The organism is Chthonomonas sp. (genome assembly GCF_035294505.1).
Taxonomy (GTDB): Bacteria; Armatimonadota; Chthonomonadetes; order Chthonomonadales; family Chthonomonadaceae; genus Chthonomonas.
The window spans coordinates 1-1,480 of record NZ_DATGKU010000111.1; the positions used below are offsets into that span (position 1 = coordinate 1).

2 protein-coding genes are annotated in these 1,480 nt (G+C 54.5%); both read right to left on the reverse strand.

Features of this window, described 5'->3' with window-relative positions; genetic code table 11:
* Nucleotides 1-1,053: choice-of-anchor tandem repeat GloVer-containing protein (locus VKV18_RS06450; RefSeq protein ID WP_324203395.1), on the reverse strand; the 1,053-nt coding region annotated here is incomplete at its 3' end.
* Nucleotides 1,054-1,057: 4 nt separating this feature from the next.
* Nucleotides 1,058-1,480: hypothetical protein (locus VKV18_RS06455; RefSeq protein WP_324203396.1), on the reverse strand; the 423-nt coding region annotated here is incomplete at its 5' end.

Here is a 1,480-nt window from a genome sequence, read left to right on the forward strand (position 1 = left end):
CGTTTGCACGCAGAGACGATACAATGAACTAGGATTCCAGGCATAGACAAAACCGTCCATTCCAAGAAGTAGTCCGGTTAGTGTTAAGCCCTTATCACCGTACTGCTGCTCCTGAACATCCAATGGAATAGGAAGCGGACAAATCGTCCTACGCTCTAGACTATGGACATGAAAGGCATAAAGCTCGGTGTCACTGACCGTCCACAACCAGTCCTGCTGGTCTAAGACAAGCGGCTGTGGTCTACAAAGTGATGTGTCTGTCTCCTGGAGCGCTATTAGCGGTCGGAAGCGAGCCTCCCCAACATCAAAGTAGCCTAAATAACGCTTCCTAATCTTCCTACTATCTGGGTTCACCAAGCAATAAAGCTTCCCACTAGGGTGCCATACTAAAGGCGAGCACAGCTGACCAGAATGCGGAGAGTATGTAGGAACGTGCTCAAGCACAGCGAAGTAGGACGGGTCGGCTTCGCGCTCTCCTTCCAGATGCCATAAAACCTCGAAGCGCCTTTGGGGGATGTGGTAGCCGAACAGCACTCCTATATCATTCTTTCCTCCTAAAGCTGTGGCGCCGTACAGCCAGCCCTCCGCTCCTAAAACCAGTGCCTCCAACGGATGGGCGCCCTCCGGCCCCTCAAAACTGTGCAGTATCTGCATCTGTTTGCTCTGCAGGTCGAAGCGATACAGGGTTCCGGCATTGTGTTGGCCTCCGAACAAACTCACCCCGTAGAGGCCGCCCTCCTCCGTCCAGACCGGCAATCCGATGGGGTGTCGTGGCCCTCCCTCTTCTCCTTGGTAGAGCACTTCGACGGTTTGGGTGGAGGGGTCGAGGGCATAGAGGGTTCCGGTATCGAAGTCTCCTCCTCGGAGGGTAATGCCGTAGAGGATGCCGTTGGGGGCCCGTCGGAGGCCGGCTACCGGTTGACTACCGAGGTCGCCTCTAAACTCATGGAGCACCTTTGCTTTGTGGATTTCCGTTTTCGACGGCTCTAGGTAGAGAAGCAACCCCTGGTCTTGACCCCCATCGAGAGTAGTTAGGTAGCCTGTTGTGCTCATCCCACTAAAGAAGCCGTAGCAGGAGTGTTTGTAGGTGAACGGGTAATCCTTGATTCTGCCAAAGGATGTAGCCCCAGTGATCGAAGGCTTCGGCTAGGCCGAGCTGCTGGGTGTGAGCCGTCATAAAGGCCAAAGCCTGGGCAGAGAGGGGCACAAAAGCAGGCCCCCTAACCACCTCAAAGTCGGCAGGCAACAAAGTGAAGGCAAACAGAGTAAGGCAGTTGGTGCTAAAACGGTCTATAGCCCGCACGGTGCTAGGCCCATAGGTGCGGAAGTGGGTAGCCGGCAGGAGCATGTAAAGCTCCTTATCATAGGTGAGGGCCATCAGTGCCGGTTCTTGGTAGTCCTTTTCGAGGTAATACCAGTTATATTGATAGAGAAGGCAGGCCTGAGGATGAGATTGGAGCCATTGTTGGGCGCGTGTTTG